The sequence below is a fragment of the Promicromonospora xylanilytica genome (genome assembly GCF_054782895.1).
In genome coordinates this window covers 383544-406245 of sequence record NZ_BAAGRP010000002.1, presented here as the reverse complement: position 1 = coordinate 406245, position 22702 = coordinate 383544, and the positions used below count along the sequence as shown (strand labels likewise).

Annotated in this window: 25 protein-coding genes; 13 read left to right on the top strand and 12 right to left on the bottom strand. The window is 69.8% G+C overall.

The window, feature by feature from the left end:
- Positions 1-125 precede the first annotated feature (125 nt).
- Positions 126-1844, bottom strand: a complete 1719-nt coding sequence (locus ACYVK7_RS03555) for an NAD-binding protein (RefSeq protein ID WP_460886295.1) — start codon at positions 1842-1844, stop codon at positions 126-128.
- A 29-nt stretch (positions 1845-1873) separates the two neighbouring features.
- Positions 1874-3238: an arsenic transporter gene (locus tag ACYVK7_RS03550; protein WP_460886294.1), complete on the bottom strand. Its 1365-nt coding sequence runs from the start codon at positions 3236-3238 to the stop codon at positions 1874-1876.
- A gap of 112 nt (positions 3239-3350) precedes the next feature.
- Between ACYVK7_RS03550 and ACYVK7_RS03545 the strand changes: the two genes are divergently transcribed.
- The 6 genes from ACYVK7_RS03545 (at position 3351) to ACYVK7_RS03520 (ending at position 8412) form a co-directional block, all read left to right on the top strand.
- Positions 3351-3677 (top strand): ArsR/SmtB family transcription factor, encoded by a 327-nt coding sequence (locus tag ACYVK7_RS03545; RefSeq protein ID WP_460886293.1) that lies wholly within the window; start codon positions 3351-3353, stop codon positions 3675-3677.
- A gap of 178 nt (positions 3678-3855) precedes the next feature.
- Positions 3856-4809: a PstS family phosphate ABC transporter substrate-binding protein gene (locus tag ACYVK7_RS03540; protein WP_460886292.1), complete on the top strand. Its 954-nt coding sequence runs from the start codon at positions 3856-3858 to the stop codon at positions 4807-4809.
- A 3-nt stretch (positions 4810-4812) separates the two neighbouring features.
- A complete protein-coding gene (gene pstC / locus ACYVK7_RS03535) occupies positions 4813-5826 on the top strand; it encodes a phosphate ABC transporter permease subunit PstC (protein ID WP_460886291.1) in 1014 nt (337 codons plus the stop codon).
- Entirely contained in the window at positions 5826-6743 is a 918-nt protein-coding gene (gene pstA, locus ACYVK7_RS03530; protein ID WP_460886290.1) for a phosphate ABC transporter permease PstA, read from the top strand. Before pstC ends, pstA begins: the two co-directional genes overlap by 1 nt.
- 15 nt (positions 6744-6758) lie before the next feature.
- Positions 6759-7619 (top strand): phosphate ABC transporter ATP-binding protein PstB, encoded by an 861-nt coding sequence (pstB, locus tag ACYVK7_RS03525; RefSeq protein WP_460886289.1) that lies wholly within the window; start codon positions 6759-6761, stop codon positions 7617-7619.
- A gap of 22 nt (positions 7620-7641) precedes the next feature.
- Entirely contained in the window at positions 7642-8412 is a 771-nt protein-coding gene (locus tag ACYVK7_RS03520; protein ID WP_460886288.1) for a winged helix-turn-helix transcriptional regulator, read from the top strand.
- 14 nt (positions 8413-8426) lie between these two features.
- Here ACYVK7_RS03520 and ACYVK7_RS03515 read toward each other — a convergent pair whose 3' ends face one another.
- The 4 genes from ACYVK7_RS03515 to ACYVK7_RS03500 form a co-directional block, all read right to left on the bottom strand.
- A complete protein-coding gene (locus ACYVK7_RS03515; protein ID WP_460886287.1) occupies positions 8427-9362 on the bottom strand; it encodes an arsenate-mycothiol transferase ArsC in 936 nt (311 codons plus the stop codon).
- Between the two features lie 37 nt (positions 9363-9399).
- Positions 9400-9753: an ArsR/SmtB family transcription factor gene (locus tag ACYVK7_RS03510; RefSeq protein ID WP_460886286.1), complete on the bottom strand. Its 354-nt coding sequence runs from the start codon at positions 9751-9753 to the stop codon at positions 9400-9402.
- A 65-nt stretch (positions 9754-9818) separates the two neighbouring features.
- Entirely contained in the window at positions 9819-10253 is a 435-nt protein-coding gene (locus ACYVK7_RS03505; RefSeq protein ID WP_460886285.1) for an arsenate reductase ArsC, read from the bottom strand.
- 58 nt (positions 10254-10311) lie between these two features.
- Positions 10312-11343, bottom strand: coding sequence for a metalloregulator ArsR/SmtB family transcription factor (locus ACYVK7_RS03500; protein ID WP_460886284.1), 1032 nt, complete (start codon positions 11341-11343; stop codon positions 10312-10314).
- Positions 11344-11458: 115 nt separating this feature from the next.
- On the opposite strand from ACYVK7_RS03500, the gene ACYVK7_RS03495 reads away from it, so the two are divergent.
- From ACYVK7_RS03495 to ACYVK7_RS03485, 3 genes are read left to right on the top strand one after another with little or no spacing between them, the layout of a single operon-like run.
- A complete protein-coding gene (locus tag ACYVK7_RS03495; protein WP_460886283.1) occupies positions 11459-12193 on the top strand; it encodes a MerR family transcriptional regulator in 735 nt (244 codons plus the stop codon).
- Positions 12190-12525, top strand: coding sequence for a YnfA family protein (locus ACYVK7_RS03490; RefSeq protein ID WP_460886282.1), 336 nt, complete (start codon positions 12190-12192; stop codon positions 12523-12525). Before ACYVK7_RS03495 ends, ACYVK7_RS03490 begins: the two co-directional genes overlap by 4 nt.
- The gene (locus ACYVK7_RS03485) at positions 12522-12824 is read left to right on the top strand and encodes a hypothetical protein (RefSeq protein ID WP_460886281.1); all 303 of its coding nucleotides are present in this window, start codon (positions 12522-12524) and stop codon (positions 12822-12824) included. The genes ACYVK7_RS03490 and ACYVK7_RS03485 overlap by 4 nt, the downstream gene beginning before the upstream one ends.
- 821 nt (positions 12825-13645) lie before the next feature.
- Here ACYVK7_RS03485 and ACYVK7_RS03480 read toward each other — a convergent pair.
- Both ACYVK7_RS03480 and ACYVK7_RS03475 read right to left on the bottom strand, forming a co-directional pair.
- Complete coding sequence (locus tag ACYVK7_RS03480) at positions 13646-14392, bottom strand: SDR family NAD(P)-dependent oxidoreductase (RefSeq protein WP_460886280.1); 747 nt, start codon at positions 14390-14392, stop codon at positions 13646-13648.
- Between the two features lie 90 nt (positions 14393-14482).
- Complete coding sequence (locus tag ACYVK7_RS03475; protein ID WP_460886279.1) at positions 14483-14662, bottom strand: hypothetical protein; 180 nt, start codon at positions 14660-14662, stop codon at positions 14483-14485.
- A gap of 190 nt (positions 14663-14852) precedes the next feature.
- Here ACYVK7_RS03475 and ACYVK7_RS03470 point away from each other — a divergent pair, with 190 nt between their 5' ends.
- A complete protein-coding gene (locus tag ACYVK7_RS03470; protein ID WP_460886278.1) occupies positions 14853-16034 on the top strand; it encodes an oxygenase MpaB family protein in 1182 nt (393 codons plus the stop codon).
- 51 nt (positions 16035-16085) lie between these two features.
- Here the strand turns inward: ACYVK7_RS03470 and ACYVK7_RS03465 are convergent, their stop codons facing one another.
- The gene (locus ACYVK7_RS03465) at positions 16086-16961 is read right to left on the bottom strand and encodes a helix-turn-helix transcriptional regulator (RefSeq protein WP_460886277.1); all 876 of its coding nucleotides are present in this window, start codon (positions 16959-16961) and stop codon (positions 16086-16088) included.
- Positions 16962-17076: 115 nt separating this feature from the next.
- On the opposite strand from ACYVK7_RS03465, the gene ACYVK7_RS03460 reads away from it, so the two are divergent.
- The gene (locus ACYVK7_RS03460) at positions 17077-18141 is read left to right on the top strand and encodes a Kelch repeat-containing protein (RefSeq protein ID WP_460886276.1); all 1065 of its coding nucleotides are present in this window, start codon (positions 17077-17079) and stop codon (positions 18139-18141) included.
- A 51-nt stretch (positions 18142-18192) separates the two neighbouring features.
- Here the strand turns inward: ACYVK7_RS03460 and ACYVK7_RS03455 are convergent, their stop codons facing one another.
- From ACYVK7_RS03455 to ACYVK7_RS03445, 3 genes are read right to left on the bottom strand one after another with little or no spacing between them, the layout of a single operon-like run.
- Positions 18193-18762, bottom strand: coding sequence for a Rossmann-fold NAD(P)-binding domain-containing protein (locus tag ACYVK7_RS03455; protein ID WP_460886275.1), 570 nt, complete (start codon positions 18760-18762; stop codon positions 18193-18195).
- Entirely contained in the window at positions 18759-20135 is a 1377-nt protein-coding gene (locus tag ACYVK7_RS03450) for an MFS transporter (RefSeq protein WP_460886274.1), read from the bottom strand. Before ACYVK7_RS03450 ends, ACYVK7_RS03455 begins: the two co-directional genes overlap by 4 nt.
- 52 nt (positions 20136-20187) lie before the next feature.
- Positions 20188-21132, bottom strand: a complete 945-nt coding sequence (locus ACYVK7_RS03445) for an SDR family oxidoreductase (protein ID WP_460886273.1) — start codon at positions 21130-21132, stop codon at positions 20188-20190.
- Positions 21133-21289: 157 nt separating this feature from the next.
- Here ACYVK7_RS03445 and ACYVK7_RS03440 point away from each other — a divergent pair, with 157 nt between their 5' ends.
- The gene (locus tag ACYVK7_RS03440; RefSeq protein ID WP_460886272.1) at positions 21290-22129 is read left to right on the top strand and encodes a helix-turn-helix transcriptional regulator; all 840 of its coding nucleotides are present in this window, start codon (positions 21290-21292) and stop codon (positions 22127-22129) included.
- Positions 22130-22245: 116 nt separating this feature from the next.
- Positions 22246-22689 (top strand): hypothetical protein, encoded by a 444-nt coding sequence (locus ACYVK7_RS03435; protein ID WP_460886271.1) that lies wholly within the window; start codon positions 22246-22248, stop codon positions 22687-22689.
- Positions 22690-22702 lie beyond the last annotated feature (13 nt).

Here is a 22702-nt window from a genome sequence, read left to right as displayed (position 1 = left end):
GTGTACGTTCGGGGGGTTTGGATATTCGCAGCGGGAGCTGATGGTGTCGACGCTAGGAACGGGCGGTGTCCACGTGTCGACGATCCGGGAACGTGGCAGTGAACGCAATATGCATAAATGACAGTCTATGTTTTTGATCCACGGGCGTCCCTACGTCCCGCCCCCTGAGGGTGCGCCGTGCGGCCACGCAACCGCTCCAGGCCGCTGCGGGTCGCGACGACGATGAGACGGTAGTTGTGCTGGAGCGGGAATCCCGGGGTGGGGTTGAGCACGACGTCCGCCCCGGGGCTACGGTGGGGGAGCCGGACGGCGACGAGCCGTACCTCACCGGGCACGTCCACCTCGCGCGCGGGGCGGCGCTCGAGAGCGGCGTGCGCGTGCATCGGCACCTCGGCGACCAGCAGCACCCGGTCGCGGAACGCGACGGTGTCGTGCACGTCCGGTCCCGTGACCGACGCGGCGAAGGCCGGCGCCGCCAGCTGTGATGCGCTGCGCGGCGCTGATCCGGGGATGAGCCCCTGGATGCGGCGGGCGAAGTCCTCGTCGAAGAGCCGCAGTACACGGCGCAGCGGGGCGGCGTCCGGCGCCCGGTCGATCGCGTCGGTGGCGATGGTGATGCCGATGTTCGCTATGTCGTCGCTGGTCACGGCGAGGATCGCGCGAGCGCCGCCGACCTGAGCCGCCGCGAGCACATCGGGCTGTCTGCCGTCGCCGATGACGACGGGCACGCGATGGGTGCGGGCGACCTGGATGCCGCGCGCCTTGTCGTTCGTGTCGATGGCGACGACGGCGATGCCCCGTTCCAGGAGGGTCGTGAGCACCCGTGTTCCGACGTCGCCCATCCCCACGACGACGACGTGCCCGGTCATCGTCGTACCCGGGCCGGACACCGCCGCCGCCAGTCGGGCCCGCACGACGGCGTCGACCAGGGCTGCCGTCAGCAACGGGATCACGGCGACGCTCACCACGGTAAGCACCACCTGGACCAGGCGGGCGAGGATCGGCGTGCCGGTGTCCGGGTCCGCCCCCACCAGGAGATGCAGAACCACCTGGTAGAGCGCGGTGCCCCACTCAGGGGCTCCCTGGGCCGCGACGAGAAGAGTGGCACCGGCCAGCGTGATGAGCGCGAGAGCTCCCACTGCGTACCAGACGTACCGGTTCAGATTGGACCGGACGTAGTGCCACAGCTTTCCGTTCGACCGGTACGCCGTCCCGGCCGGGGCAGGATCGCGCACCGGGTGGGCGAGGACGACCTTCGGGACGATCTCCGGCGTGCCGGGGCTCGGGAGCATGACGCCGTCGTCGTGCCCGTCGACGGCAGTCAGGACGGCGATCTGCTTGCCTGCCGGCTGCCCGGACTCGGCGACGACGAGATCCAGGCCCGGCACATCGAGATGCCTGGCCTCGTCGAGAGCGAGGGAGACCAGCTGCGGAGCGGCGATCTTGGACGCTGACAGTACGTCGCAGTTCGGCAGGTGCCGCGCGATGCCGCTGCCGAGCTTGTCGTCGAAGAACCGCACGACGATCCGCAGCCCTGGGCGGAGCTCGTTGACAAGCAGCGCGGTCTCGATGTTTCCGGCGTCGTCCTGATCGAGGAGCGCGACCGCGCAGGCGGTCCCGATCGAAGCACGCTCCAGGGCCGCGGTGTCCGGCCGGGCGGACACCACGATCCGGACACCGTCAAGCGTGCCCATCTTGGTGGCGTGCTCGCTCGCCGCGTCGGGCAGGATGACCGTGACGTCGCCCTGGTAGCGAGTGCTGAGCGCGAAGGTGACGCGGTACGCGAGCGGACCCCCACCGCAGACGACGAAGTGCGGTCGGCGCGATCGCGTCGATGACGGCATGGCCGGGAGCGTATACCTGCCGCCGGAGGTCAGTGCAGGACGGTCAGCCAGGCCACCAGGCCCAGCAGCGTCACGGCCAGGACCGGGATCGTCAGGATGAGCCCGATGCGGAAGTACTGGCCCCAGCCGATGTGCATGCCCTTGCGGTCGAGCACGTGCAGCCACAGCAGGGTCGCCAGCGAACCGATTGGCGTGATCTTCGGGCCCAGGTCCGCGCCGATGACGTTGGCGTAGACCATGATCTCGTGGACGATGCCGGTCGCGTCGGCGGCATCGATACCCAGGGCCGCGACCAGCACTGTTGGCATGTTGTTCATGACCGAGGACATCCCGGCCACGAGGAATCCGGTGCCGACACCGGCTGCGAGCGTTCCCTGCCCGGCCATCGCGGCGAAGACCTCGCCGAGTGCATCGGTCAGGCCCGCGTTGCGCAGGCCGTACACGACCAGGTACATGCCGAGGGAGAAGAGCACGACCTGCCAGGGTGCGGACCGCACGACCGGCCACACGGCGATGGGCCCCCGCCCGACCGGCGTCGGGCTCGCGGCGGTGACTGGCTCCGGCCGCCGGGTGGCGCCACGGAAGAGGAAGGTCGGGCGGCGGGCCGCGACCACGATGATCGCCAGGGCCGCGACGGAGGCGACGGCGGACAGCGGCACGTTCAGCGGCTCGGCAACGAAGTAGCCGACGAGCAGTACGGCCAGGACCACCCAGCCGGCGCGGAAGGTCAGGTGGTCCCGGATGGCGTCCTCGGGGCGTCCGAGCTCCGCGACGTCGTAGCGGTCGGGGATGGACTTGCGGAAGAAGAACCGCAGGACGCCAAGGGTCGCGGCGAGCGAGACCAGTGAGACCGGGATCATGACCAGCGCATAGCGGGCGAAGCCGATGCCGAAGAAGTCGGCCGAGACGATGTTGACCAGGTTGGAGACCACGAGCGGGAGGCTGGTGGTGTCCGCGACGAAGCCGGTCGCCATGATGAATGCGAACGACGCGGCAGGGCTGAACTTCAGCGCGAGCATCATCTGGAACACGATCGGCGTCAGGATCAGCGCTGCACCGTCGTTGGCGAACACCGCCGCGATCGCAGCGCCCAGGACCACGATGAGGGTGAACAACCGTCGGCCATTGCCCCTGCCCCAGCGCGCGACGTGCAGGGCTGACCACTCGAAGGTGCCGGCCTCGTCGAGGACGAGCGAGATGAGGATCACGGCGACGAAGGTGAGCGTCGCGTTCCACACCAGGGCCCACACGTCAGGGACGTCGCTCAGGTGAACCACCCCGGTGAGCAGAGCGACGCCCGCGCCGGCCAACGCGCTCCAGCCGATCCCGAGACCGCGCGGTTGCCAGATCACGAACGTGAGCGTGACCAGGAAGATGATCAGGGCGAGCAGCATGGGTTCTCCACGAATCGGGCAGGCATGGATGTGGCGCCTGACGGGCTGCCGGGCGAAAGCATTACATCGATACTCGTTGATATCAACCGACGCTGATGTATAGCATCGGTGCATGCCGAGCGCAGTCCGACCGCCCACAGCCGAGCTCGCAGCGGAGTTCGCGCTGCTCAGCGATCCGCTGCGCCTGCAGATCGTGCTCGCGCTCACCGAGGAGCAGCTGTGCACCTGCCACCTGGTGGACGTCACGGGCGCGAAGCAGACGACCATCAGCCACCATCTGCGCCAGCTCCGTGACGCGGGGATGGTGGTCGGGGAAGCCGAGGGGCGGTTCACCTGGTATCGCCTGACGTCGGGCGCGTTCGCGGCGACGCTGGGAACCCTGGCCGGCCTTGGTGATATCGAGAGCGCTCCGCGGCTGCGTCCAGCGTGCGCGGACTGACCGATGTGCTCCACTTCACTCGATGGCTCGCACGGAATCATCGATCGTGATTGATTGATCACGACGGGTTGGGTAGTGGTTCACCTGGTGTTCACATAGACCACGTTCTATCAATCTCGTCCGACAGACAGATGTAGGCGGGAACATCTCGCCTCCACAAGACGGGATCCCACAGGTGATGAACTTCCCCAAGCGCACTGCAGCGGCGGTCGGCGCCGCCGGCCTCGCGCTCTCCCTCGCCGCCTGCGGTGGCGGTCAGCAGGCGGCCGGCGACGGCGGCCTTTCCGGCACCATCGCCGTCGACGGCTCCTCCACGGTCGCCCCCCTGACCTCAGCAGCCGCGACGCAGTTCGCCGACGTCGAGCCAGGCGTCCAGGTCACGGTCGCCACCTCCGGTACCGGCGGCGGCTTCAAGGCGTTCTGCGCCGGTGAGACCGACATCTCCGACGCCTCCCGTCCGATCAAGGACGAGGAGATTGCCGCCTGTGAAGAGGCCGGCACCGAGTACACCGAGATCGTCATCGCGAACGACGGCCTGTCCGTCGTCGTGAACCCCGAGAACGACTGGGCGCAGTGCCTCACGGTCGAGCAGCTCAACACGATGTGGGCCCCTGAGGCTGAGGGCGAGGTCATGAGCTGGCAGGACGTGGACCCGTCGTTCCCGGACGAGCCGCTCGACCTGTACGGCGCGGGCACCGACTCCGGCACCTTCGACTACTTCACCGAGGCCATCAACGGTGAGGAAGGTGCCACCCGCGCGGACTACACCCCGACCGAGGACGACAATGTCACCGTCCAGGGTGTGCAGGGGTCTGCAGGTGCGGTGGGCTACTTCGGCCTGTCCTACGCCGAGGAGAACCCGGACGCGGTGAAGATCGTCGACATCGACGGCGGCGACGGCTGCGTGACCCCGTCCAGCGAAACAGTTCAGGACGGGACCTACACGCCGCTGGGCCGGCCCCTGTTCATCTACGTGAACAACGCCAGCTACGCCGAGAACGAGGCACTGCAGACCTTCGTCGACTTCTACCTCGAGAACGAGGCGTCGATCGCCGAGGAGGCGCTGTTCATCGGTCTCACCGAGGAGCAGGCCACCACCGCCCGTACCGAGCTGGACAGCCTGAAGGGCTGACGCGTGAGCTCAGTCTCTTCCACGCCGACCGGTCGGGCCATCGCGCCCGGCCGGTCGGTCGGCCCGCCGTCGGGGCCGCCCTCCGGTGCCTCCTTCGACACGTTGGAAGCCGGGCCGCCCCGATCGTCCGACCTGCGCGGCAGGCGCCGACCAGGCGAACTGATCGCCCGCGGCCTGCTCGCCGGTGCCGCGATGCTCAGCGTCGTCATCACCGCAGGCATCGTGATCTCGCTGCTGGTACCCGCGCTCACCTTCTTCGAGGAGGTGCCGATCCTCGAATTCCTGACCGGCACCCGCTGGACCCCGCGCTTCGCCGACGCCTCCTACGGTGTACTGCCGCTCATCACCGCGACCGCCTGGACCGCCCTGGTCGCCCTGGCCGTCGCGGTCCCGTGCGGCCTGGGCTCGGCGTTCTACCTCTCCGAGTACGCGCCCGAGCGGCTGCGCCGCATCCTCAAGCCGATCCTCGAGCTGCTCGCGGGCGTGCCCACGGTCGTGTTCGGCTACTTCGCCCTGCTCTGGTTCACGTCGTTCCTCCAGGATCTCGGCATCGAGGTGGGGCCGTTCAGCCTGCTGTCGGCCGGCATGGTCATGGGCGTCATGATCATCCCGACCATCGCCTCGGTCTCCGAGGACGCGATGTCCGCGGTACCGAACGCGCTACGGCAGGGCTCGGCCGCGCTGGGCGCGAACCGGATGCAGACGTCGCTGCGCGTCGTGTTCCCCGCGGCGTTCTCCGGTGTCGTGGCGGCAGTGGTGCTCGGCATCTCCCGAGCCGTGGGCGAGACCATGATCGTCACGATCGCAGGCGGGCAGATGGTGCAGATGGTCAGCAACCCGCTCCAGCAAGGCGCGACGATGACGACCTTCATCGCCAATGCGGCGCTCGGCGACTCCCGGGTGGGCTCGCTGGAGTACAACACCCTGTTCGTCGTGGGTCTGTTGCTCTTCCTCCTCACCCTGATCGTGAACCTGATCGCGATCGAGCTCGTCCGCCGCTTCCGGCAGGAGTACTGATGTCCCTCTACACACCCGCGACCTCCGGAGCCGACGCCCGCCGCGCGGTCCTGTCGACGTCGGGCCGCAGCAAGGAGCAGACCCCGCAGTCGGTGCTGTTCATCGTTCTGCTGTGGCTGAGCCTGCTGATCGGCTTCGTCACGCTCGCCGTCCTACTGATCGACACGTTCGCTGACGGGCTGACGCGGCTCGACGGCCGGCTGTTCACCGGCTACCCCTCCTCGCGTGCCGAGGAGGCGGGCGCACGCCCGGCGGTCCTGGGCTCGCTCTGGGTGATCGCCACGACGGCGGTGCTCGCCGTCCCACTCGGTGTCGCCGCCGCGGTACACCTCGAGGAATTCGCCGACCGTAAGCGCTGGTGGAACCGGCTGATCGAGATCAACATCTCCAACCTGTCCGCCGTGCCCGCGATCATCTACGGCATGCTCGCCCTAGGTACCCTCGCGCTGGTCGGGGTCCAGCAGAAGAACATCGTGATCGGCGGCGCGATCGCACTGGCGATGCTGATCCTGCCCGTGATCATCATCTCCACCCGGGAGGCCGTCCGGGCCGTCCCGCGTGAGCTGCGGGATGGGTCGCTGGCGGTCGGGGCTACACCGCTGCAGACGACCTGGCGCATCACGCTGCCCGCCGCTCTGCCTGGCATCGCTACCGGCACCATCCTTGGCCTGTCGCGCGCGCTCGGCGAGGCCGCACCGCTGCTCCTGCTCGGCGGGCTGGTGTTCCTTCGGTTCGATCCGAACGGCCTGCTCAGCCAGTTCACCACGATGCCGATCCAGATCTTCAGCTGGACGGCGCAGCCGCAGGCCGAGTTCCACACCCTCGCCGCGGGCGCCTCCATCCTCCTCATGGGCCTCGTGCTGCTCATGAACGGCGCCGCCATCTACATCCGCAACCGCTACCAGAAGCGCTGGTGACCCATGCCTGAATCCATGCCACAAGTCCGCGACGCCATCGAGACGGAGCTGCAGCACCACCAGCAGGCGACGCGCGAGGTTCCTGACCTCCCGGAGCGGACCGTCCTGGAGGTGGACGACGTGAACGTCTACTACGGCGACTACCTTGCGGTGCGGAATGTCTCCCTGGACCTCGGGCACAACGAGATCACCGCGCTCATCGGGCCATCCGGCTGCGGCAAGTCGACAATCCTGCGGTCGCTCAACCGGATGAACGACCTCATCGTGGGCGCACGGGTGGAGGGCCCGATCCGGTACTGGGGTCAGGACATGTACGCCCCGGGTATCGACCCGATCGAGGTGCGACGCCGGATCGGGATGGTCTTCCAGAAGCCCAACCCGTTCCCCAAGTCGATCTACGACAACATCGCCTACGGGCCGCGCGTCACCGGCATGCAGGTCGGCAGCATGGACGACTACGTCGAGCAGGCCCTGACCAAGGCCGCACTGTGGGACGAGGTCAAGGACAAGCTCAAGCAGTCCGCGTACGGTCTGTCCGGCGGCCAGCAGCAGCGCCTGTGCATCGCCCGGACCATCGCGGTGCAGCCGGAGGTGATCCTCATGGACGAACCGTGCGCCTCCCTGGACCCGATCGCGACGCTCCGCATCGAGGAGCTCATGGCAGAGCTGCGTGACCAGTACACGATCATCATCGTCACGCACAACATGCAGCAGGCCGCCCGCGTGGCGGACCGCACGGCGTTCTTCACCGCGGCCATCGACCCGGACACCGGGGAGCGGCACGGGGAGCTGGTCGAGTACGACAAGACGACCAAGATCTTCGAGAGCCCCGCGGACACGCGGACCGAGGGCTACATCAGCGGCCGCTTCGGCTGACGCCCGCACACCAAGGAGCGTCATGGCAACCATCACTCCCGGAGCGTCCGGCGTCGGTACACGCAAGGCACATGGCCGGGGCGACGACGTACGCCGCGGCACGCACACCGTCGTCCTGGTGGACGCTGCACTGGACCGGGAGCGCTGGCTCACCTCGCGCCTGCGCGAGCGGGGCGTGAGCCTGCTCGTCTACCGGGATGTGCTGCGCGGCCTGGCACGTGTCGGAGCGGGGGACGTGGACGCGCTGGTCCTGTCCGCGCAGCTGGGCAGCGACACGCTCCTGGCGGTGGTCGAGGTTGCTCACGAGGAGCTCGGCGTGGCCGTGCTGGTGGCCCACGGACCGGGCGAGACCGACATCATCGGTCCTGCAGTCCTAGCCGGTGCGCGGCCAATGCTGACCAGGCCCTACGGACCGGCTGCCCTCGAGGCTGCCGTGCGCGAAGTACGCCAGGGGCCGGTCCGGCTGCCCACCGTCCAGGTCGGCCGCCTCCGGCTGGACGTGACGGGATACGACGCGCAGTTCGGCAACCAGGGGATCGATCTGGCCACTCTGGAGTTCGAAGCTCTCTACGAGCTCGCGTCCCAGCACGACCACGTGGTGGAGCGCGAAGCACTGCAACGGCGATTCTGGCCGACCTCGCCCGACCCGAACGCCGCGCTCATCGCCGTCATCTCCCGGCTGCGCCGCAAGCTCGACCCCTTCGGCGCAGCCGGCGCCCTGCACACCGTACGAGGCATTGGCTACCGGCTGGACTCCACACCGCTCATGACGGTCTCCGTGTCCGCTGATTGATAGATGAAGGCCTATTAATCAAGTCCTGCGTCGATCTCGGCGAGCAGCACGTGGACTCGGTCGATGATCTCGTCCGCGATGCGGCGCACCTCGTCCGGCGACTGCCCGGCTGGATCCTCCACCGGCCAGTCGACGTAGCGGCGGCCGGGAAGTACCGGGCAAGCGTCTCCGCAGCCCATCGTCACGACCAGGCTGGAGGCCCGTACGACCTCCTCCGTCAACGGCCGCGGAATCTCGGCCAGCCGGTCCAGGCCGCGACGAGCCAGCTCCTCCCGGACGCCCGAGTCGAGCATTCCGGCCGGCGTGGAGCCTGCCGTGCGTACCCGCACCCTGTTCCCGGCCAGGGATCGCAACGCAGCGGCCGCGATCTGCGAGCGACCCGAGTTGTGCACGCACACGAACAGGACGTCACTGATTGCCTTGCTGCCCGGGGCGTCAGCACTGTTGAACGGCGCCGCCAGCGCCGTGAGTCGGTCGGTTGCGAACCGCGCCGTCAGTGCGGGCAGGTAGCGCTGCACGGATGCCCGGTCGGCAAGCAGGCCGTAGCTTTCCCGGACGAATCGCTCGACGGTCTCGCGGCCGAACGTCTCGGAAAACCGGTCGGTGAGTTCGTCCACCACACGGTCCATCAGCTGCTTGTGGTTGCCTGCGTCCACGGCTGGCCCCTCGCGGTCCGGTGCGGCGCCGATCGCCGCGCCGCCGAACCTGACGATCGCGTCTGCAGTGGGGCGGTAGCCCGGCGTGCGTGGGTCACCGACGCGGGCCAGGAGCCACACGTCCGCCATCGCCTCCAGATGCCTGACGATCGCAACCTGGTCGCCGAACGAGCCTGCCAGGTGCGCCGCCGTCGGCTGGCTCGACGGATCGGTCAGGACCAGGGCCAGTAGCCGCAGCCGGTCCGGGTGAGCCATGGCCGCCGCCTGAGCGGCGAGCAGGCGAAGATCTGTCACCGGACGCACTTTCCGGAACTCTGACGACAGGAAGCCGTTAGCGCAGCAGGTCGGCGATCATGTCCAGGCGCTGCGGCACGATCGCGTACCAGGCCTCGCGGCCCACCGGGTCGCGCGAGACGATGCCCGCCTCGTTCATCACCTTCAGGTGGTACGAGACCGTTGGTTGGCGCAGACCCAGCGCACGCGTCAGGTCGACTACCCGGATGCGTTGCTCGTCGCTGTGGTGGATCAGCGAGAGAATCTGCAGCCGTGTCGGGTCGGACACGACCCGCAGCACTGCCGCCGTGTCCTCGGCCTGCCCGCGGCTCAAGGTCGAGCGCAGCGCGGGGTGCGGCGTCTGCTCTACCGCCTCCTGCTGACCGCTGTCCTGGGCAACCCGCTCGTTCATGCGGCGAGCCTACCGTTCGATCCATCGCGATCAATTCAATGACCACCGGTGTCGACCTGTATTCCCTAGGAGACAGGCTGAACGCCGAGCTCGGCGAGCAGGCCGCGCACCCGCCGCTCGATCTCGTCGCGGATGGGTCGAACAGCCTCGATGCCCTGGCCCGCGGGGTCGCTGAGTTCCCAGTCCTGATAGTTCTTGCCGGGGTAGTACGGGCAGGCGTCACCGCAGCCCATCGTGATGACGGCATCAGACGCCTCGACGGCGTCGTTGCTCAGCACCTTGGGCTTCTCGCCTCGGATGTCGATGCCCTTCTCGAGCATGGCCTCCACGGCGATGGGGTTGATCATCTCGGCAGGCATGGAGCCGGCCGAGCGCACCTCGACCGCGCCACCCGACAGCGCGCGGAGGAAGCCTGCGGCCATCTGGGAGCGGCCCGCGTTGTGCACGCAGACGAACAGGGCCGACGGCTTGGCGGACTCGGTGGGCTCGGTGACGCTCATAAGGTTCTCCGGTTCTGTGTGGAAGTTCTGGTCAGGTAGATGTCGGTGGGTCAGCAGGTCAGGTGGTCTGGGGCACGAGGTCGGCGAGCAGTGCTCGGACGCGCTGGTCCAGGTCGTCGCGGATCGCCGCAACACCGGCAGGGGAGGCCAGGGCCGGGTCGCCCACCATCCAGTCCTCGTACCGCTTGCCGGGCAGCACAGGGCAGGCGTCGCCGCAGCCCATGGTCACCACGACGTCGGCGGCCCGGACTGCGTCGTCAGTCAGGGGCTTGGGATAGAAGCGGGTCACGTCGTCCACCGCGTCGGCCGCGGCGGAGTCGTTCAGCTCCTCCAGGAGAGCGCGCACTCCTGCGTGCACGTCAGCCGCAGGCGCCGACCCGGCGGAGCGGACCACTACGCGGTCGCCCGCGTAGTGCCGCATCAGCGCAGCGGCAAGCTGTGACCGCCCGGCGTTGGCGACGCACACGAACAGCACCTGCGGCAACTGGCTGGCACCCGCTGCACCGGACTCTTGGGCGTGCGCTTTCTCCGCGTCGATGATCCGCTGCCGCGCGAACTGCTCCGTGAGCGGGACCAGGTGGGCGGCTGTGCCGCCCCGGCGTACGAGCGCGGCGTACGACTCGCGAACCACCCGGACGCATTCGTTCGACGGCGTTCCGGGGAACCGCTCGGTCAGGGAAGCGGCCATCCGGTCAAGAGCGGGCTCTACGTTCTTGAGCCCGACCAGGTGCGGGGCCTCCAAGACGTCGACAGCTGCCGGCGCGAACCGGTCCAGCAGCGTGTTCACGGCACCGCGGTAGGCGGGCTTGATGCGGTACCAGACCGAGGTGCCGCGCCGGTCCGCGGTGAGCAGCCCGACGTCGCGCATCACCTTGAGGTGGTGCGACACGGTGGGCTGGGAGACCTCGGTCAGAGAGGCGAGCTCGCCGACGGTGATCTCACCGGCGGGGCTGGTGGCGATCGCGGACAGCATGCGCAGCCGCAACGGCTCGGCCAGGGCCTTGAGTGTCGTGGCTACGGTGGTCGCAGCGTCCACGCTGATCGCGTGGGATTCCACCTCGCGAGCACTCTGCGGGGCAAGAGCCGGCATCGTGGACCTCCAAGCTCATCGATGGGCTTCTATGTTGACACTCATCAATGTTGTGCGCAACTGCTTGGGGGCAGGCTTGACCTTCAAGTCGGCTCGAAGGTTTACCGTCGAGGTCATGGACGCCATGAGGATCGGTGAGCTGTCGCGGCGCAGCGGGGTACCCGCCTCGACACTGCGTTACTACGAGTCCGAAGGACTGCTGCCCGCTGGCCGCACGGAGAACGGATACCGCGTGTATGGGCCAGCAGCGGTGGATCGCCTGGCGTTCATCGCCCAGGCCAAGCACCTGGACGTGCCGTTGCCGGCGGTGCGCGAACTGGCCACCGCATGGGAATCGGAGCCATGTCGGAGCGTCAAAGCGCGATATCGACCCATGCTGATCGAGCGCGCCGGCCAGGTCGTCGAGAGAATGGTTGAGCTGCGGTCGCTGGGCACCGCGCTACAGTCGGCGATCGACCGCCTCGACGGGCTACCCGACCGGGACGGGCCCTGCGAGACGAACTGCACGTTCCTGGACCGTCCCCGCGGCGAGCTGCTGCTCGCTGCTTCCGAGACCGAACCGGTCGCTTGCACCCTGAGCGGTGGCGACTACACCGTGCGCGTGCAGCAGTGGCGCGACCTACTGTCCGGCGCACCCCGCACCGAGGTCGACGGCGGCGTACGGGTCGCTCTGCCGACGTCGGCTCTGGAACGGACAGCCGCCCTTGCCGCCGCCGAGCAGGCATGCTGCGCGTTCTATCGCTTCCGCATCGACCTGGACGGGCCCAGGTTTGACTTGACGATCACCGCACCGCCAGAGGCCGCAGACCTGCTGGCCGACCTGCTGCCCGTCGAGGAGTCGACGACATGACGGTGCTGTGGTCGATCGTCCTGTTCCTCGTAGCCGCCGTATTCGAGATCGGCGGGGCATGGCTGGTGTGGCAGGGCGTACGCGAGCACCGAGGCTGGGCGTGGATCGGCGCCGGCGTCATCGCGCTCGGCATCTACGGGCTCTTTGCCAGCCTGCAGCCCGACGCCAACTTCGGTCGCATCCTTGCCGCCTACGGCGGCGTGTTCGTCGCCGGGTCCCTGGCGTGGGGAATAGTCGTCGACGGCTTCCGTCCCGACCGGTGGGACGTGACCGGAGCGCTGATCTGCCTGGTAGGCGTCGCAATCATCATGTACTCACCGAGGCCCGCATGACCTCGACCCCAGCGGCAAACGCAAATGGTGCCGAAGTCGTGCACGAGCGGCACGTCGAGGTCCTGCAAGTCCCCGACTGCCCCCTGGTCGGAGGCCTGCTCGATCTGGTGCGGGACGCGGAAGCTGATGCCGGTGTCCGGGTCGCAGTAAAGGTGCTCGTCGGCGACTACCCGTCACCGACCCTGGTCGTGGACGGGCTTGACGTCGCCACCGGTGAGACCGTCCCAGTCACGCCCTGTTGTCGACTGGATCTGCCTACACGGCGGCAGATCGTGGACGCCCTCGTTCGGGCCCGCTGAGAGGGCGGCGTCTCGTGGGGCACGGACGTGGCGCTCGCTTGCCACGGACAGGTTGGTGCGCAAGGCAGGCGACCCGGGGGAGTACAAGGCGGTTCGAGTCCTGCCGCGCTTCTGCCGCGCTTTCCCCAATCCTGCCTCGGTTTCGCCTCGGATTCGGGCACCACTGTCGACCGCCGGTGACCGCTCATGACCGCCTCATCTCAGCTAGACTGTGCCTGCTGGAATCGTTGAGATTCCGCCGATTCGATCCCGTCAGTGCAGGCGGGCGAAGGATCGCACATTGAGCCTTTCTGCTCGGCGGAGCGGGATGAACCCTTTCGAGAAGGTCGGGGGTTCGAATCCCCCTAGCTCCACAGATGTGATGACGCGGGACATCGTTCATAGATGTCTCGCGTCATTGTTTTGTCTGAGAGCCCGGCCATCGGCCGGGCTCTCGTTCGTCGGGGACCGGGTCCGTGGTGCCGGGCCGGCCGGCGTGGTCCGCTTCGAGCATACACCTGGGCCTGGTGCTCGGTCCGTCAGCATGCGTGATCGCGTTCTGGAAGCGGACCTTGCCCGCGGCGGCCGGTTCGCCGGCTCCCGGGCGGCTGGTCCTACCCGGCGTCGAACCGCAGGTCACGTGTCGATCCGGGCTCTGCGTGACGTACTTCTTTCGGCTCGGCACGTGGGACCACGATCATCGTGCGGTTCGGCCCCGGTCGCACTGTCTGATCGACTCACGACCTGCGGCTCGACGCCGGACGAGGCCGCCGTCCGGCGTCGAGCTGTTGCCCGGGTGGTGCTTGCCTGCAGCGGGCTGTTCGTCGTCAGCCCGGGTCACGCTATGCGCCGTACCCGCCGTCGATCCTCAGCACTGCGCCGGTGACGTAGGAGGCCTGCGGGCCGGCGAGGAAGACGACGCCTGCGGCGATCTCCTCCGGCCTGCCGTAACGCCCCATCGCCGTCGTCGGCAGGAAAGTGGACGCGGCCGGGCTGTCGGCCGGGTTCATCTCGGTGTCGATGAACCCGGACTGGATGACGTTGACCGTGATGCCCCGGTGGGCCAGGTCGCGGGCCGCACCCCTGCTGTAACCCTCGAGGGCCGACTTGGTGCCCGCGTAGTCGGTCATCCCAGCAAAACCCACCCGCGTGCCCACACCCGAGCTGATGCTGACGATCCGTCCACCCTCGGGCAGCAGCGGGAAGGCGGCCCGGATCGCGGCCACCACGCTGGTGTAGTTGATGGCGAGCTGGCGGTCGAGGGCGGTCTCGTCGGCGAGGTCGCTGTCGATCGGGCCGGCGACGGTCACGCCCGCGTTGTTGACCAGGATGTCCAGCTTTCCGAACTGCTGGACCACGCGGTGGATCAGATCGGCTGCCTGTGCCGGGTCCGACTGGTCTGCCTGGAAGGCCGCCGCCCGTACACCCCTTGCCTCCAGATCGGCGACCACGGCATCGGCCCGTTCCGCCGAGGAGGAGTAGCTGATCGCGACGTCGGCTCCCTCGTCAGCCAGTGCCACCGCCGAGGCTGCCCCGATTCCCCGCGACCCGCCGGTAACGATGGCCACCTTGTTGTCCAGCTTGCCCATGTGCTTACCGCTTCTCTGCTCGACAGAATTCTTGACTGCACGGTCCACAATAGGCATGGTGGACCGAATGGTCAAGAACTCCTGTCCTGGTCACATGGCCCGCCCCTGGTCGAGGCCTACCTGGCCGACCTGGAGCGCGCCCTCGCCTCCGCCGACCCCCGCGAACGAGCCGAGACCGTGGCGGCGGTGCGCGAGCACGCCGCCGAGGCGGCACCCGCCCCGGCGCCCGCTGCCCCGGCGGGAAGGATCGAGGCAACGGACGTGGTGCACGAGCGCCTTCCGGTAGAAGTCCGACCGGTTCACCCCAGGGCGAACCGGTCGACGCTCGGCCGGCTCGGCCCCAGGCGCGCCGGCCGCTGTCGTCCACGAGGCCGCTGCACGTGCCGTGACGCGACGGCGCGGCGGAGAGGGGGATCACCAGGCCGTGGTTGCCGCCGTGCCCGGCGGCTTGGATGGCCGCATGAGCGCTTCGCACAGTTCCCCGTCCGTCCCCGATCGAGCGGTCAACCTTTCCGCGGCCCGGAGCCGCCACGGCGGCCGGGTCGACGTCCTGCTGCGAGCGCTGCAGCAGGGAGATCCGCTCGCCGACGCCGCCATCGTCGAGCTCGACGAGCTCGGACGCACCGCCCGCGGGGCGCTCCAGCGGGGCCTGGCCGACGGCCGCGCGAGCGTGCCGGATGCTCCGCCCGCCGTGGACGCGCTTCTGGCACAGACCGAGAGCATGCCCGGCTGGGTCTCCCCGGACCTGCTGGACGAGGGCGACCGGACCTCTCTCGCGGTACCGCCGCACTGGCGGGGCCTCGCTTTTGCCGGCGGCTCGCTGGCCCATACGTACAGGAACCCGGCGATCGCGAGGCTGCTGGTCGGTACGGGCCGCCTGACCTCGACGGCACCGCGCAGGCTCGCCGAGACCGGGCTGTGGAACGCCTCGGTGGTGCTGCCCGGCGGGCTACGGCGCGGTGCTCCCGGGTACGTGCAGACCGTGCAGGTCCGCCTGTTGCACGCGCGCGTGCGGGCCTCAGCCATGGCGCACGGGTGGGACGCCGACCGGTGGGGCGTGCCGATCAATCAGGCCGACGTCGCGCGCACGTGGCTCGACTTCACGGTGGTCCCGTTCACGTTCCTCGAGGGGGTCGGCTATCGGCTGACCGACCAGGAGCAGTCCAGCCTCTACCGCTACTGGTGGTACGTGGGACACCTGCTGGGCCTCGACGAGGAGTTCTTCCTCGCGGTCGAGGACCACGAGCAGGCCGGTGAGCTGCTCGACCTGGTCGACTCGACGTCCGACGCGCCGGACGAGAACAGCAGGGCGCTGGTCGGGGCGCTGTTCGACGCGGCTACGGCCAACCTCGCCGCCGTGCCACGGTCGCCGTTGGACGCGTCGGGCTGGCGTGCGCTGCTCAACGCCCTGGCCGGCCGCTATCACGGGCCGGACGCCGCCGCGCTCGGCATCGCGGAGTCGCCCCTCACGCCGATGCTGCCCCTGCTCGCCGCGGCGGAGGCGCAGGCGCGTCACTACCAGCTGCAGGTTCCGGGGGCCGTGCAGCAGGCGGTAGAGGACGGCGCCCTCGCCTTCCGCGGCCTGATCGCCGCCCTCGCGGACGGCAAGGCGGCGTACCAGGAGCACGCCGCGGCCTCGTGAGTCCGTCCATGGCTGCTCAGAGCGCCCCGCCAAGACACATCGGCTCCCGGCCTACCTGGCAGTGCTTGTCCGCGGGCGCCCGGTGAGGGGCTGAGTGCCGATCACGGCCAGCAGCTCGAGCCGCTCGGCGCTGTCCGTGCCCGGCGTAGGGGTGAACCAGAGCAGCCGTTGCCGGCCGTCCTCGCTGAACAGGTTGAGGCAGTTGACGTCGAGCAGGCCGAGCTCGGGATGGTTGATGCGCTTGCGGTCGCGGCGGCGAAATGCCACGTCGTGCCTGGCCCACAGCTCGGCGAACTCCGCCGAGCGCTCCCGCAGCTCGGCGATCATGGACCGCGCCTCGGTGTCCCTGCCGCCACGGCGGGCGGCCCCTGCGCGCAGGTCGGCGACGAAGGCCTGTGACTGCGCCTCGTGGTCGGCCTCGGGGTAGACGGCGCGGGACGTCGGGTCCATGAACCAGCGGTAGGCGAAGCTGGCGGGCCTGCCGGTGAGATGCGAATGATCGCCCAGCAACGCGATGGCGAGCGGGTTCTGGACCAGCGTCACGTGCAGGTCGGTGATCACCTTCGCGGGCGTCGAGGCAAGGCGGGTGAGCAGGTCCAGCATCCCGGGCTGCACGCGCGATGCCGCTCCGCCCGGGGCAGGTACGGGCCGCTCGGCCAGATGATAGAGGTGGTTCCACTCGTCGTCGCTCAACCGCAACGCCCGGCCGAGCGCGGCGAGCATCTGTTCGGACGGCTGGGAGCCCGCGCCGCGTTCGAGCTCGTTGTAGTAGTCCACCGAGGCGCCCGCCAGCTGCGCGACCTCCTCGCGGCGTAGGCCCGGCACCCGTCGGCGCGGACCGGGAACCAGCCCGACGTCCTCGGGCCGGACTCGTTCGCGGCGCGAGCGGAGGAACGCGCCCAGCTCGGCGTACCCGGCGGCTCTCATGCCACCAGTGTCGCGCGAGCGGCAAGGCCGGAACAGGGGATGACGTCCCCTGGTTCGCGTGCCACGGGTCCTGCAGCGTGGGACTGTCCCCAGCCGACAGACCGAAGGACCTACCGTGATCAGACATCCTGTGGCTCCACGTACCCGCACGGCCGTCGCCGTGCTCGCCGCCGGCGCGATGCTCACCACGGCGTGCACCACCGCGCCGGCCGCGTCGTCCGAGACGCCTCCGCAGCACGTCGACGCCTGGCAGGAGCGCGCGCCCATGGCTCTGGAACGGCAGGAGCTCTACCCCGAGGTCGTGGACGACCGGATCTACGTCGCCGGGGGACTGCTCAACCCCAACACCGGTGTGTCAGCGCACTTCGACGCCTACGACCCCGCCGCGGACGCCTGGGACCGGCTGGCGACGCTCCCGCAGGCCAGGCACCACATCGGCCTTGCCGAGGCGGACGGTTCGCTCTACGCCGTCGGCGGGTTCAGCGGAGGGTTTCCCCGATGGCGAGCAGAGTCCGACACCTTCGTCTACTCGCCGGACGACGACACCTGGTCCACCGGCGTCGACCTGCCGGAACCGCGCGCCGAGTTCGTGATCGAGAGCGTGCGTGACCAGGTGTTCGTCATCGGCGGCAGGGTTCGTGAGACACCTGGGGCCACGACGTTCACGACCCACGTGGACAGCGACAGGAACGAGATGTTCGACCCGGCCACCGGCACGTGGACCGCGCTCGCTCCGGCTCCCACCCTGCGGAACAGCGCCGCGTCGGCCGTCGTGGACGACCGGATCTACGTGATCGGCGGACGTGGGTTCTCGCTCGACGACGACGGTTCCGCCGTCCAGGAGAACGTCGCGACGGTCGAGGTGTACGACCCGGCCGCCGACGAGTGGGAGACGGTCGCCCCGCTCCCCGAGGCACGTGGCGGGATCGCAGCGGCCGTGCACGACGGCTCGATCTATGTGTTCGGAGGCGAGCAGCACGACCCCGACCCGCTCGTCTACGACGACGTCTGGAGATACGACCCGGAAGCCGACGAGTGGACCTCCGTGGGGAACCTGCCCACGCCGCGGCACGGGCTGGGGGCCGCGACCGTCGGCGACGTCATCTACACCTTCGGCGGGGGTACGGAGGTGGGCGGAAACTTCGCCAGCGCGCACAACGAGGCCTTCTCCCCGGAGTGACGTCGTCCGCGCCGGCTGCCGGGAAGTCGGCCGCCTCCGGGCCCTGCGGGCTCATCCGGCCGAGACGGCCGTCCCGGTCAGCCGCTCGGAGACCGCCCAGACGCGTGCGGCCTCGTCGGCGCTGCGCAGCGGACCGTACAGCCGCTGCTCCGCCGGCGCGCCGCTGGTGTTGCCGAACCCGCCGGGGCCGTACAGCGCGCCGGGCTTGGCCCGGGGGTCGGTCGCGGCCATGAGCGCGGGCAGCGCCGCGGACTCGACGGTGCCCGCCAGGATGCCGCGGGCCGAGAGCCAGCGGATCATCCTGCGTCCGGAGGTCTCCTGGGCACGGCCCAGCTCGGGGCGGGCGGCCAGCAGGTTGGTCGGCGCGACGCCGGGGTGGGAGAGGTTGCTCGTGATGCCCCAGCCGTCGGCCCTGCTGCGGCGTTCGAGCTCCAGGCCGAACAGGCCGAACGCGATCTTGGACTGGCGGTAGGCGCGCATGCCGTCGTACCCGCGGTCCCAGTTCAGGTCCGTGGCCAGGCGTCGGGCCATGACCAGGCCCATGCCGTCGCTCGCGCCGGTGACCACGGCGCGCTTGCCGGTCAGGTCGGGGACGGTGATGTCGATCGGTGTGCGTGTCATGTCGTGCTCCTTGCGGTGGTTGGCTGTGGGTGTGGCCGGTCTGCCGTGGCCGGGGCGTCGTGGTGCACGGCGAGGCCGCTCAGTACCTCGGCGGCGGCGAGCTCGTCCCTGGCGGCGAGCCGGTCGAAGCCGTCGACGGCCGGGTAGACGTAGCGGCCCAGGGTCGCGATGAGTACCGCGCCGACCACGAGCACACCCATCAGCACGGGGATGACGGGGTCGTAGGAGCCGAGCTGGTCGTAGCCCAGCCCGAGGAGCAGCGGGCCGACCGCGCTCCCGAGGATGAACATGGCCTGGACCGGGCCGATGATCCGGCCGAAGTTGCGCATGCCGAGGTACCGGGTGATGAGCAGGGCGAGCAGGTCACCCTCGATGCCGAACGCGATGCCGATGAACGCGACCGCGACGGCGGCGGTGGAGAACGGCGGTTCGAGGAAGAACATGCCCGCGATGGGGGCGAGCATGACGATCGGGCCGACGACAGAGCCGTGCACGCGGTCGATGATGACGCCGCCGACCACCCGGCCGACGAGCGAGGCGAGGCCGAAGACCACGAGCAGGGAAGCGGCCTGATCCGCGCTCAGACCCCGGTCGGTCATCATCGGCACGAGGTGGACCTGGAGCCCGATGATCACGGCGCCGACCATGCCCAGGCCGAGCGCGATGCCCCAGAACTGGCGGGTGCGCAGCGCGTCGCCGAAGGTCAGGCCGGGGAGCTCGAGGCTGATGTCGCGGTCCCCGACGTGTGTCTCCTGGACCAGCCGTCCGCGGACGTGCCGCTCGGCGCGGGCCCGCACGAACAGCGTGACCATGGTGACGGAGACGAGGACGGCGATCAGGGCCAGGTAGCCGTAGGTCTGCCGCCAGCCGACGCTGCTGATGAGGGCGCCGGCCAGCACGGGGGCGAGAGCGGTGCCGAGGCCGATGATGCCCGTGACGATGCCGACGGCGAACGCGCGGTTGTTGTCGAACCAGCTCACGACGGCGCGGGTAGCGGGGACCGCCGTCGCGCCCCCGAAGAACCCGACGAAGAAGCTCGGTACGAAGTAGATGGCCTCGACGGGCGGGACCAGGCCGATCGTGGCCATCGAGGCTGCGAACAGGACGAAGCCCGGGACCAGGATGTAGCGGGCGGCGTACCGGTCCACCAGCCGGCTGACGATGATCAGGCCGATGACCATCCCGACCGCCGCGACCGAGTAGGCGCCGGTGACGGTCGTGCGACTGAAGCCGGTGTCCTCGACGATCGGGAGCACGAAGAGGCCGGTGGTGGCCAGGTACATCTGGGGGCCGACGGCGTTGGCCGTGCCGGCACCGATGACCACCCACCAGGGGCTACGGCGTCGGGCTGCGGGCTGGGTGGCGGAACTCATGGGGATACTCCTGCGGCTCGGCTCGTGGGGCGTACGGTGCTCGGCGGTGCGGTCATGTGGTCGGGAACGAGGTCTTCGTCAGCTCCTCGGAGACCTGCCAGACGCGAGCGGCCTCGGTGAGGCTGCGCAGGGGCCGGTGCATCCGCTGCTCGGCGGGCGCCCCGCCCAGGGTGCCCGGACCGCTGGGACCGTAGAGGGTGCCGGGCTCGGCGGCCGGGTCGGTCGCCGCGAGGAGGGCGGGCAGCCCGGCGGTCTCCGCGGTGCCCAGGAGGATGCCGCGCTCGGAGAGCCAGCGGATGCGCCGGATGTGGGGCGTGTCGTCGCTGCGGCCGAGCTCGGGGCGGGCGGCCAGCAGGCTGGTGGGGGCCACGCCGGGGTGGGAGAGGTTGCTGGTGATGCCCCAGCCGTTGGCCCTGCTGCGCCGCTCCAGCTCCAGGCCGAACAGACCGAGCGCGATCTTGGACTGGCGGTAGGCGCGCATGACGTCGTACGAGCGCTCCCAGTTCAGGTCGTCCCAGCCGATGGAGCCGGCCGCTGAGGCCACGCTGACCTGCGAGGTCACCCGGGCGTGGCCGGCGCGCAGCAAGGGGAGCAGGTGGGCGACCAGGGCGAAGTGGCCCAGGTGGTTGGTGCCGAGCTGCACCTCGAAACCGTCGGCCGTGGTCTGCCTGTTCGGTGGGCGCATGACGCCTGCGTTGTTGATCAGCAGGTGGATGGGCTCGCCCTCCGCGCGCAAGGTCTCGCCGAGGGCGGCGACCGAGGCGAGCGAGGCCAGGTCGAGGCTGCGCAGCGAGACCTTCGCGCCAGGAGCGGCCCGGTTGATCCTGCTGAGCGCGGCCTCGCCCTTGGCCGGGTTGCGCACGGGCATGACGACCTCCGCGCCCGCGGCGGCCAGGCGCCCGGCGATGCCGAGGCCCATGCCGTCGCTGGCGCCGGTGACCAGCGCGCGCTTTCCGGACAGGTCGGGGATGGTGATGTCGATCGGGGTACGTGGCATGGCATCGATCCTTGGCGGGCGGCGCTGACCTATCCAGGGCCTACCGATCACAGGCTGGCGAGGCCGCGGCTGCCCTCCGTAAGGGGGGATCACCAGGCCGTGGCTCGTTCCTCCCGCACGGGATAGAAAGGAGGCGGTACTGGAGGAAAGGGGCGTCATGATCGACCGCACGGGGTTGGCCGGCTTTCTGCGCAACAGGCGTGAGGCACTGCAGCCGGAGGACGTCGGCATGCCTCGCGGGCAACGCCGTAGGACCAGCGGGCTGCGGCGCGAGGAGGTCGCGACGTTGTGCAACATGTCGGCCGACTACTACTCCCGCCTGGAACGCGAGCGCGGCCCCCAGCCGTCGCAGCAGATGCTCGCCTCGATCGCCCAGGGGCTGCACCTGTCGATCGACGAGCGAGACCACCTGTTCCGCCTCGCGGGCCACAACCCGCCACCGCGGGGAACGTCGAGCGAGCACATCAGCCCCGGGCTGCTGCGCATCCTGGACCGGCTGGAGGACACCCCCGCCGAGATCGTCACCGAGCTCGGCGAGACGCTGCGGCAGACGCCGATGGGTGTCGCGCTCACCGGCGACACGACCCGGTACACGGGGCCGGCCCGGAGCACGGGCTACCGGTGGTTCACCGATCCGGCCGCACGAGATCTCTACGCCCCGGAGGAGCACGCGTTCCTGACCCGGATGTACGCGGCAGGGTTGCGGGGGCTGGTCACGCTCCGGGGCCCGGAGTCCCGGGCCGCGTACCTGGCCGGTCTGCTGCTGGACAGCAGCGAGGAGTTCCGGCGCGTGTGGGACGACCACGAGATCGGGATCCACCCGCACGAGGTCAAGCACTTCGTCCACCCCGAGGTCGGTGCCCTGGAGCTGAACTGCCAGCGGCTCGTCGACCCGGGCCAGGCCCACTCGCTGATGGTCTACACGGCCGTGCCGGGCACGGAGAGCTACGAGAAGCTGCAGGTCCTGTCCGTGATCGGTGCGCAGACGCTGCGCTGAGCCCCGGCGGTGAGTGTGCGTGTGGTGACCCCGAGCTGATCCGACGCCATGACCCACGTCCACCCAGTCACCGTGTTGCCCCGTTCCGTGTCCGTTCCGTTACTGTTGGCCACGCCATGAATCTCACCCGTGCCGCTCGTTCGCAGCCTCTTGTCGCTCCGCGGCGGGAGGCCGCCGGCGTCCTGGCGGTCGTGCTCTCCGTGCTCACCGTGCTGGGCGTACAGATCCTGTGCGGGATCCACCTGGAGGGCGGCCACGGCGGTGCGCACGCCGCGGCCGGGCACCATGCGGCTCCCGCCGTGCCCGGCTCCTCGCACGACACCGTGGTGACGGACCCCGGGCACCATCACGGCGCGGACGGGAACCACTGCTCGGAGGACCGCGCGGCTCCGGCCCGGTACGACCGGACGCTGTCGCCGTTCCCCGACCTGGTGGAGGCCCCGTACCTCGCCCACCAGTGGCTCGTGCCGGGCACGGCGCACGACGGCCCGCGGGTTCCGGCGGGCGTGGCCGAACGGGCCACGCCGTCGCTGCACGCCCTGGGGATCTCCCGGACGTAGACCACCGCATCCC

Bases quoted from the DNA above. Each gene is read 5' to 3' on its own strand.
- ACYVK7_RS03555 (WP_460886295.1), bottom strand. From the start codon at position 1,844: ATGCCGTCATCGACGCGATCGCGCCGACCGCACTTCGTCGTCTGCGGT.
- ACYVK7_RS03550 (WP_460886294.1), bottom strand. From the start codon at position 3,238: ATGCTGCTCGCCCTGATCATCTTCCTGGTCACGCTCACGTTCGTGATC.
- ACYVK7_RS03545 (WP_460886293.1), top strand. From the start codon at position 3,351: ATGCCGAGCGCAGTCCGACCGCCCACAGCCGAGCTCGCAGCGGAGTTC.
- ACYVK7_RS03540 (WP_460886292.1), top strand. From the start codon at position 3,856: ATGAACTTCCCCAAGCGCACTGCAGCGGCGGTCGGCGCCGCCGGCCTC.
- pstA (WP_460886290.1), top strand. From the start codon at position 5,826: ATGTCCCTCTACACACCCGCGACCTCCGGAGCCGACGCCCGCCGCGCG.
- pstB (WP_460886289.1), top strand. From the start codon at position 6,759: ATGCCACAAGTCCGCGACGCCATCGAGACGGAGCTGCAGCACCACCAG.
- ACYVK7_RS03520 (WP_460886288.1), top strand. From the start codon at position 7,642: ATGGCAACCATCACTCCCGGAGCGTCCGGCGTCGGTACACGCAAGGCA.
- ACYVK7_RS03510 (WP_460886286.1), bottom strand. From the start codon at position 9,753: ATGAACGAGCGGGTTGCCCAGGACAGCGGTCAGCAGGAGGCGGTAGAG.
- ACYVK7_RS03505 (WP_460886285.1), bottom strand. From the start codon at position 10,253: ATGAGCGTCACCGAGCCCACCGAGTCCGCCAAGCCGTCGGCCCTGTTC.
- ACYVK7_RS03500 (WP_460886284.1), bottom strand. From the start codon at position 11,343: ATGCCGGCTCTTGCCCCGCAGAGTGCTCGCGAGGTGGAATCCCACGCG.
- ACYVK7_RS03495 (WP_460886283.1), top strand. From the start codon at position 11,459: ATGGACGCCATGAGGATCGGTGAGCTGTCGCGGCGCAGCGGGGTACCC.
- ACYVK7_RS03490 (WP_460886282.1), top strand. From the start codon at position 12,190: ATGACGGTGCTGTGGTCGATCGTCCTGTTCCTCGTAGCCGCCGTATTC.
- ACYVK7_RS03485 (WP_460886281.1), top strand. From the start codon at position 12,522: ATGACCTCGACCCCAGCGGCAAACGCAAATGGTGCCGAAGTCGTGCAC.
- ACYVK7_RS03480 (WP_460886280.1), bottom strand. From the start codon at position 14,392: ATGGGCAAGCTGGACAACAAGGTGGCCATCGTTACCGGCGGGTCGCGG.
- ACYVK7_RS03470 (WP_460886278.1), top strand. From the start codon at position 14,853: ATGAGCGCTTCGCACAGTTCCCCGTCCGTCCCCGATCGAGCGGTCAAC.
- ACYVK7_RS03465 (WP_460886277.1), bottom strand. From the start codon at position 16,961: ATGAGAGCCGCCGGGTACGCCGAGCTGGGCGCGTTCCTCCGCTCGCGC.
- ACYVK7_RS03455 (WP_460886275.1), bottom strand. From the start codon at position 18,762: ATGACACGCACACCGATCGACATCACCGTCCCCGACCTGACCGGCAAG.
- ACYVK7_RS03450 (WP_460886274.1), bottom strand. From the start codon at position 20,135: ATGAGTTCCGCCACCCAGCCCGCAGCCCGACGCCGTAGCCCCTGGTGG.
- ACYVK7_RS03445 (WP_460886273.1), bottom strand. From the start codon at position 21,132: ATGCCACGTACCCCGATCGACATCACCATCCCCGACCTGTCCGGAAAG.
- ACYVK7_RS03440 (WP_460886272.1), top strand. From the start codon at position 21,290: ATGATCGACCGCACGGGGTTGGCCGGCTTTCTGCGCAACAGGCGTGAG.
- ACYVK7_RS03435 (WP_460886271.1), top strand. From the start codon at position 22,246: ATGAATCTCACCCGTGCCGCTCGTTCGCAGCCTCTTGTCGCTCCGCGG.